At 38.9% G+C, this 8892-nt stretch carries 7 protein-coding genes; 4 read left to right on the plus strand and 3 right to left on the minus strand.

What is annotated here, in order from left to right:
* Positions 1 to 368, minus strand: a 368-nt coding sequence (locus WBA23_RS09815) for an AAA family ATPase (protein ID WP_424582102.1), incomplete at its 3' end; no start/stop codon positions are given.
* A 208-nt stretch (positions 369 to 576) separates the two neighbouring features.
* On the opposite strand from WBA23_RS09815, the gene WBA23_RS09820 reads away from it, so the two are divergent.
* From WBA23_RS09820 to WBA23_RS09830, 3 genes are all read left to right on the plus strand, one after another.
* The gene (locus tag WBA23_RS09820; RefSeq protein WP_424582103.1) at positions 577 to 1488 is read left to right on the plus strand and encodes a hypothetical protein; all 912 of its coding nucleotides are present in this window, start codon (positions 577 to 579) and stop codon (positions 1486 to 1488) included.
* Between the two features lie 238 nt (positions 1489 to 1726).
* A complete protein-coding gene (locus WBA23_RS09825) occupies positions 1727 to 3715 on the plus strand; it encodes an OPT family oligopeptide transporter (RefSeq protein WP_424582104.1) in 1989 nt (662 codons plus the stop codon).
* A gap of 22 nt (positions 3716 to 3737) precedes the next feature.
* Positions 3738 to 4625, plus strand: coding sequence for a fructosamine kinase family protein (locus tag WBA23_RS09830; RefSeq protein ID WP_424582105.1), 888 nt, complete (start codon positions 3738 to 3740; stop codon positions 4623 to 4625).
* Positions 4626 to 5097: 472 nt separating this feature from the next.
* On the opposite strand, the gene WBA23_RS09835 is transcribed toward WBA23_RS09830, so the two are convergent.
* Both WBA23_RS09835 and WBA23_RS09840 read right to left on the minus strand, forming a co-directional pair.
* Positions 5098 to 6711 carry an ABC-F family ATP-binding cassette domain-containing protein gene (locus WBA23_RS09835; protein WP_424582106.1) on the minus strand — a complete coding sequence of 538 codons (1614 nt, stop codon included), beginning with the start codon at positions 6709 to 6711 and terminating at the stop codon, positions 5098 to 5100.
* A 442-nt stretch (positions 6712 to 7153) separates the two neighbouring features.
* Positions 7154 to 8200: a tyrosine-type recombinase/integrase gene (locus tag WBA23_RS09840; RefSeq protein WP_424582107.1), complete on the minus strand. Its 1047-nt coding sequence runs from the start codon at positions 8198 to 8200 to the stop codon at positions 7154 to 7156.
* A gap of 381 nt (positions 8201 to 8581) precedes the next feature.
* On the opposite strand from WBA23_RS09840, the gene WBA23_RS09845 reads away from it, so the two are divergent.
* The coding region (locus WBA23_RS09845; RefSeq protein ID WP_424582108.1) for a hypothetical protein at positions 8582 to 8892 on the plus strand (311 nt) is incomplete at its 3' end.

Genomic DNA, 8892 nt, shown 5'->3' on the forward strand with positions numbered 1-8892 from the left:
TTACGTCGTTTAAACTCAATATTTCCCGAATACGGGTTTTGTACTTGCTTATAGATTTGTCGATGAATCGTATAGGCTTTTCGTTTGCTATATTTAGCCAAAACTTTTGCCGCTCGCCCAGTAGGAGCAATTAAAACGGTGCGGTAGCCGTATTTTCGTACGGTCTTAGCTAATGACTGTATGATGGTGGTTTTTCCAGTACCCGCGTAGCCCATCAGTAAGAACGTTGCCTTAGGACCCTCCTGCTTCTGAATAAAATCTTGGAGTCGATGGAAAAGCATATCCTGTTCCTCCGTAGGTGGAAACTTAAAGAATTTTTTTAGCCAATGATATGCTGTGGTCTCTACAGATGTTAACTCAGAATCCATAACCGAAATAGCTGAAAATCAAGCAATAATGAAAGAACTAAAAGAAATTTTGAATTGTATTCTTATTTTAAGAACTTGTGTTCTTGAAATACGTATTGTATAGTAAGTGATTTATTTAAAAAAGTTTATAAGTGTTTGATAGTCAATAAATTAAAAACTTTAAAAATTGTTAATAAACGCACTTTCTATAAACCTTAACTGTTTAATTATGAACGTAAAACAAAAACTAATGAGTACATCAACGAATGTGAAAGTATCAGAGGCATCTTCCGATCACAAAAAAACGATTGATAGCTATGATATCGCTAATTCTTACGAAACCATGCATTTAGCGCAGGATTTAGCCCGATTTATTAAAGAAAATAAGTTGTTCCATCATATTCAGGGTAAAGCTTACGTTAATGTAGAAGGATGGCAATACGCCGGTTCACGGCTGGGAATCCTTCCGGTCATTGATGATTTGGTCAATATTAGTCTTGATAATAGTGAAACTAAGTATCAGGCCAAGGTTCGATTATTGGATTTGAAAACTCAGCAAACGGTTGGTACTGGTTTTGCTATTTGTAGCAACCGCGAGAATGGAAAGCGCAACTACCAAGAATTTGCGATTGCCTCCATGGCGCAGACTCGAGCTATTGGTAAGGCTTACCGCAACATTCTTGCTTGGATTATTCGCGCCGCGGGTTATGAGCCTACTCCGGCCGAAGAGATGGACTATATGGCGGGAGACCGTCCCACTAATCCTTCTACTGAGAGAGGAAGTGGTAGAAAAAAGCGTACTGCGCCAAGTTCAGGACAAACTTCTGCTAAAAACTCAAAAAAAGTTGACAATGAAAATCCTCAATTAAGTAATCCTGAGGCTGATAACGGAGAAAAAAGCGAAGAAATCGTTAAAAAAATGGCAACTGTGAAACAGAAAACCGAGTTATTATTGTTACTAAATAACAAATCAATAACTAACGACGAAAAAAATAAAATGATTGAAGGCATTAACAGCCTTGATTCAGTTAGAGCATCTAAAGCAATTCAAAAAATAAAGAAAGTTATTGAAGACCGTGAGTCAGATAATTCAGTAACGGATAACCTTCCGGAAGAGAGTATCGAGACTCACGCAGCATAGTTTGGTTTGGTTAGTTTAGTAGGAAAGCCTGGGGATATTATCTTCAGGTTTTTTTTGTTATTAGTAATCAGTACCCGACAAAGGTATTTAAAACGACATTAAAGTCCATAGTTCGTACAAAAATACTTGATTTTATTTTTTTCTACAGTGATTTTGCATTTCTTGAGGTTGGCACTTTGTCGGTGATTGTATAATTTTTTGGGTATGTTTGTTGACAATCTAACCAACCAAAATTACCATGATCGAAGAAAAACCGGTTCTGGAAAAAACGAGCGAACCCGAGCAGCCCTATATCAGCCCTCAAACTAAACTACCCGAGCTTACAATTAAAGCTGTTTTGTTAGGAGCTGGTCTATCCGTTATACTTTCGGCTGCTAATGCCTATTTTGGGCTCTTTGCCGGATTAACTGTTTCAGCCTCAATTCCAGCGGCGGTTATTTCTATGGCCATCCTTCGCTTATTTCGAAATTCTAATATACTGGAGAACAACCTGGTGCAAACGGCTGCTTCGGCCGGTGAATCATTAGCTGCCGGAGTGATCTTTACTATTCCGGCACTAGTAATTATGGGCTACTGGGATGAATTTAATTATTGGGAAACCACTTTGATTGCTTTAACGGGAGGTATTCTTGGTATTCTATTTACAATTCCTCTACGCAACGCCCTGATTGTTAAAGAAAAGTTAAAATTTCCCGAAGGCTTGGCGACTGCTGAAGTACTAAAAACTGGAGAGGCTGGGGGTAAATCAATAAAATTTCTACTATGGGGAGGCTTGGTTGGAGGATTATTTAAAATTAGTGAAGCAGTGCTTAATATTTGGGAGGGTACATTTGAAAAAGCTGCTTTTCTGAATCAAAAAGTTTATTTGTACTTAGGACTTAACCTTTCGCCTGCTTTGGTAGCGGTAGGTTATATTGTAGGACTAAATATTGCTTTTCTCGTTTTTTTAGGTGGGGCAATTAGTTGGTACGTTGCTATTCCAACTTATATAGCCACAGTCGGACCACCAGCGGGAGTGACTGACCCAGAAACAATGGGAATTGCTATCTGGAGTAGCCAGATTCGCTACTTAGGAGTAGGGGCAATGGTTGTTGGCGGACTGTGGGCATTGGTTAATTTACGAAACTCCTTATCAACTGCTTTTACTTCAGGAATAGAAGCCTTTAAAGCTGGAAGCGGTCAATTTAAAAACCGACTTCGTACTGAGATGGATACCCCTATGTCTTGGGTGCTAATTGGGATTGGCGTATTAGTTGTCCCGATTTTCATCATTTATCTAAGGGAGATTCAGCAGGTAACTATTACGGCACTTATGGCGGTGATAATGGTTATTGCCGGGTTTTTATTTTCAGCAGTAGCAGGCTATATGGCTGGATTGGTAGGTAGTTCTAACAATCCAATTTCAGGAGTTACTATCGCCACTATTTTAGCTTCTGCATTACTACTGGCAGCACTTATGGGAACAGCTGACCCGGGAAGGGGAGCAGCTGCCGCCATACTTATAGGTGCGGTGGTCTGTTGTGCGGCAGCCATAGCAGGTGATAATATGCAAGACCTGAAAGCTGGTTATATACTGGGGGCAACCCCGTATAAGCAGCAAATAATGCAAGTAGTAGGCGTTACCGCGGGTGCATTTGCTATTGCCCCTGTGCTAAATTATTTATTGATCGGGTATGGTATGGGAGCCCCAACCGAAGCGCAACCAGATGCTTTAGCGGCCCCCCAAGCTACACTTATGCAAAGTGTTGCCGTAGGTATTTTTGGCGGTGGTTTACCTTGGAATATGGTAACAATAGGGGCATTGATTGCTGTACTCATTATTGCTATAGATGTGTTTCTTGAAAAGCAGCAATCAAATTTCAGAATGCCAATATTGGCAGTAGCCGTAGGATTGTATCTCCCTTTAGAATTAGATACCTCAATATTTATCGGTGGCTTATTAGCTTGGGCAGTACAACGGTATTTTAAAATAAACAACAAATTTGAAAATACGCAATCGGCTGACATCGCTGGGAAAGCTGGACTATTACTTGCTTCTGGATTAATTACTGGAGAAGCTCTAATGGGTATATTGATTGCCGTAGGAATAGTAGTGAGTGACCTAGGTCAGCTTCAACTTTTTGAAGAGCCTATTGGAGAAGGCTACCTTGGCTTAGCCATGTTAGGCCTTGTCATTTTTGGTGTATACCGAACGATTATTCGTACATACCAACGTTCACAAAAATAAAAACTTATACAAATGGTTTGGTGTGACTAATACTTTACAAAGCCATATCGAATTTTGTTTATCGGAGGTCTTTTCTAAGCACGTAACCATTAAATCCACTACTGCGATAGGAGGCGGGTGTATCAACCATAGCATGAAGTTAGAATGCAATGTTGGTACATATTTTCTAAAGTGGAATAACCAGGGGCCTACTGACTTATTTCTGCGTGAAGCTGAAAGCTTGCAAACTTTGCGTACTGCCTCCACCGGTTTAATTATTCCTGCTGTTATTACGGCAACTAAAATAACTAAAGATTCGGCAGGGTTAATTGTTATGGAGCTTTTGAAAGTGGATTCTACTAATTCAATTGAAAAGGACGAGCAGTTGGGTGTTGGCCTTGCTCAACTACATCAGAATACGAATACTCTTTTTGGATTTAACAACGACAACTACTGTGGCGAAACTCTTCAGAACAATCAGTGGTGTGAAAATTGGATTGAGTTTTTTGGTCAGCAGCGAATTTGGTATTTGGTGAAATTGATACAGAAGAGGAGAGGGATGACTGTAAAGGATCAAAAGGTTTATGCCAGATTTGTAGAAGCACTTTTTAATATAATTCCTCAAAACCCTACGGCATCGTTAACTCATGGGGATCTTTGGTCAGGAAATTATTTATATACTGTAAATGGATCAGCACTTATTGATCCAGCTTGCTCATATGCTGATCGGGAGTGTGATTTAGCTCTCATGAAAATGTTTGGAGGATTTTCTGAAGTAGTTTGGAGTGCTTATAATAATGTGTCACCAATCCTAGGTAATTTGCAAGAACGGCTCGAGGTTTATCAACTATATCACTACCTTAATCATTACTATCTATTCGGTGGACATTACGGTCAAAAGTCGCTAAGTATAGCGGTTAAATACTTATAGTAAATGTTATAAATAATTGTTATGGAATTAATGTTATGTTAAACAATACTATTTAATTAAGTTATTTGAGAATAGTAGGATAGGTTTAATGCCTTCATCAAGCAGCAGGTTTTGGACGAGTAGCTACTATGTCAATATGCAAGTGAAGTGGCCTTCGCGCTGAAGTAATTAATAAATATATTAAGAATCAGGGAAAGTTAAAATACACGGAGTTGCATAAGAACCAGCTACATTTGTTTTGATACCCCAACGGATTTTCTATGGGCTGGTTCATTTTTTTCCATATCAACTAAGTACTGAGTAGGGGAGGAAATAAGGTAAAATAATGAGTAACAGCAAATCTGATATTATTTCATTAGTGATGGAAAGTACAGAGACTTCTACTTTGAATTGGTCTCCATTTACTCATTATGCTGACAATTCTGTAATTAACAGTTACTATCTAATTCTGGCTGGCGTTGAGGTTTTTATACTAGTAAATTTGCTTCCGTTGAGCCATCCACTCTTCGTTATCAATATATTCATCGTACGTGCTGAGTTTATCGAGATAGCCTTTCGGTCCGATTTCTAAGATACGGTTAGCAACGGTGTTAGTAAATGCGTGGTCATGAGATGTGAAGAGTACGGTACCTGGAAAGTCTCTAAGCGCATTATTAAAGGCCTGAATAGATTCGAGGTCGAGGTGATTGGTTGGTTCATCAATGATTAAAAAATTGGCTTGCGCTAGCATCATGCGCGAAATCATGCAGCGTACTTTTTCCCCTCCAGAAAGAACGTTCAACGTCTTGAATACATCTTCTCCTGAGAAGAGCATTTTCCCAAGAAAACCTCGGATGAATACTTCATCCTTCTCAGCCGTTGAAAATTGACGCAACCAGTCTACAAGGTTCTCATTACTGTTAAAGTATTTGGAGTTATCGTTCGGCAAGTAAGCAGTAGTAATAGTCTGACCAAATTTAAACGCTCCCGTATTGGGTTCTTCTTCTCCCATTAAGATTTTAAAAAAGCTAGTCGTAGCCATGCTGTCTTTGCTAAGTACAGCGATTTTATCTCCCCTATTTATAAAAAGATTCAAACCGCTATAAAGGGTTTTTTCTTCCGTTGATTTACTAATGTTCTCAATCTCGAGGATTTGGTCTCCAGCCGGTCGTGCTTGGTTAAAAATGATCGCTGGATAGCGCCTGGTTGAGGGCTGAATGTCATCTACATTAATTTTATCGAGGAGTTTTCTTCTACTGGTAGCTTGCTTAGATTTTGAAGCGTTAGCTGAGAACCTAGCAATAAAATCTTGAAGTTCTTTTTTTTTCTCTTCAGCTTTCTTATTGGCTGAAGACCGTTGTGTTAATGCTAATTGGCTTGACTCGTACCAAAAGGTATAATTACCGGTGAAGAGGCGCACTTGACCAAAATCTATATCTACAATGCTGGTACAAATGGTATCCAGAAAGTGTCTATCGTGAGACACTACTATCACTGTATTTTTAAACTCAAGCAGAAAGTCTTCTAACCAACCAACGGTCTGTAGATCTAGGTCGTTGGTTGGTTCATCAAGAATAAGTATATCAGGATTACCGAAGAGCGCTTGCGCCAAAAGCACCCGTACTTTTTGACTACCATTCAGTTCTTTTACCAAGCTGTAGTGAACATCCTCTGTAATACCCAAACCACTAAGTAAAGTAGCAGCATCAGACACTACATTCCAGCCGTCCATTTCAGCGAATTGAGCTTCCAATTCTGAGGCTTTAAGGCCATCTGCTTCGGAGAAATCGGGCTTCATGTATATCGCATCTTTCTCTTTCATTATATCCCAAAGCACTGTGTGCCCCATCATTACAGTATCGATAACGCTCGTTACGTCGTACTCAAAATGGCTTTGCTTCAAAACCGCTATGCGTTTGTCTGGCTCTAAAATCACCGTTCCCGAGTTAGGGTCAATATCACCTGAGAGAATTTTCAGAAAAGTAGATTTGCCCGCACCATTTGCACCAATAACCCCGTAGCAATTATTACCTGTGAACTTAATATTAACCTCATCGAAGAGTACTCTTTTTCCAAAGGAGAGGGATATATTTTGTGTTGCGATCATAGCCTAATTATTAGAAGCCGCAAAGGTATAATTTTTAGTGGGGGTGCTAAAGGAAAACAGCTATTGTTTCACATTAATATCTATACTTTCAGATTTTGGAATACTATCGCGTATAAATGAGCATTTGTATATACATTAGTATCTTCTGAGTATATAGCTAGCTGTTAGCGATTACCTGACTTTTATTCATATTGCTAGTGAACAAATTTTTAATCAATACAGATTCTAAATCTACAGAAAAGTAATTATAGCACAGTAGAGAGATATAAGAGATAAAAGTTTGTTAAGTAACTAACATTATGTTAATACTACTATTTAAAGTCTTAATATTCTCGTCTAATTACTGTGGTAGAAAGGCGGTAAAGAATAACTTTGATAAATTTAATCGTCCGAAAAATTGGTTTTTACTAAAACTAGATAATAAGTTATACCAATCAATAAGCTACAACCCCAGTTTTGTTCCAGCGTTATGGCTACGAGCATCCTCAAAGCGCGTATAGCGCCGGATCATTGCCTCAGTTTTATGAAAAGTTTGAGCCATAATTTCACTGTTGCTTGCCCCATTGTGCTTGGCAACGGTGACAAAGCTAGCCCGTAATGAGTGTGCCGAAAATCGAGTCCCTAGGTGCTTTTGTACAATTAAATTAATACTCTGGTCACTGAGTCGACTATCTCCAAAGCGGTCCCCCTTGCGCATACGTAACAGTAGCGGTTTCTTATATGTAAAAGTGTATTCCATTTTTTTACTTGTTATATTCTGATCTATTTCTAGAATATGACCTTCTGGATATATCCGTTCTAGGTAGCGCTTTAGCGTCCTGACCGGACATAACTGTGGATTGGCTGCATAAAAGATCGCTTTCACTTTGCCACCGCCTAGCTGATCAGTCTTACTTTTACGGATATCCGCCAAAATTCCATCCTCATCCAAATGTAGATCCGCTACGTTCAATGCGGCTAATTCGCCCCTGCGGAAAGCCCCTGTGAATCCAAGTAATAGAACCACCTTATCTCGCAGTTGCGCATTCACTGATTCATCCAGTGGGAATATTACTTTTTCCAGCATAGACTTAGTGAAAGCGGGTGCTTCATGTTGACGAATTCCTTTTTCACGTTTGATACCGTCTAAGGCAATCCGAACCAATCGGTCCCTCGTCGGGCTGTCCCAACCTTGCAAATCGTGAAAAGAGGAAAGCATCGCTAGTCGTCGTTCTAAGGTTGCCACCTTATAATGTTGGGCTAAATCTGAAAGATAATTTATTAGCTGATCTACTGGAGTAGGAAATGGAGCTAGACCAAGCCGATCGCACCAAGAGGTGTAGCAATCCAAATCAGCCTTATAGGCTCGTACAGTATTAGGTGCTTTTTCTAAGCCTAGCTTTAAGTAACGAGCGGCTATAACTGATATCTCCGAATTATTTATCTGACTTGATGTTACTGAAGAAGCAACTAATTCTCGAGAAGTTGATGACTTGTTTTTTTCGGTCATATTATATTAGAGCTTTAGATTACTAATATAGCTATTAAAATGAACACAGAATTATCTACATTATATCATTTGGTCATAACATCAAGATACAAGACATAACACAGTTACATAATAATTCTATATTAAATAACTATTGATAAGTAAACCTTATCAATAGTTATTCATATATACAATTTGTAGGTGTATAAATACTTATATATAAAACTACTCAATTTATGAATATTTTATTAATCTAGATTTTACTACTTAAAGGTAGAAATAAGAATACTAAACAAGTTTATGAACAGCTCTTTAATAATAAAGAATATTACGGTTGAATTTGTAGGGGAATGAAAAAGGGCTGTTCGCTGTCAATTAATTATGACAAAAACAGACAGCATAATGAACAGCCCAAATCAATTTAACGCAATAACTGGCTTGAGTCCAAAGGAATTCATGGATTTATTGTACCATTTTGCGCCGATAGTAGAAGAATATTACCGCCACCATGATATGAAAGGCCATCGTCGTAAGGTAGTGCGATATCAAGAGAGAAGCGATAGTAGTTTATCCGGTTCGGTCGAGAAGTTGATTTTTATTCTAACCTACATGAATCGGACCGCCGATGCGGGAGAACCCCAACCAGGCATATCATGGATTAATGTTCTCTATGAGCCAAGGAAATCAGTTCCACTGCGGGTCAGCCTATGGGT

Origin of the sequence: Tunicatimonas sp., assembly GCF_049647865.1 — a bacterium.
In the GTDB taxonomy this organism is placed as follows: domain Bacteria; phylum Bacteroidota; class Bacteroidia; order Cytophagales; family Cyclobacteriaceae; genus Tunicatimonas.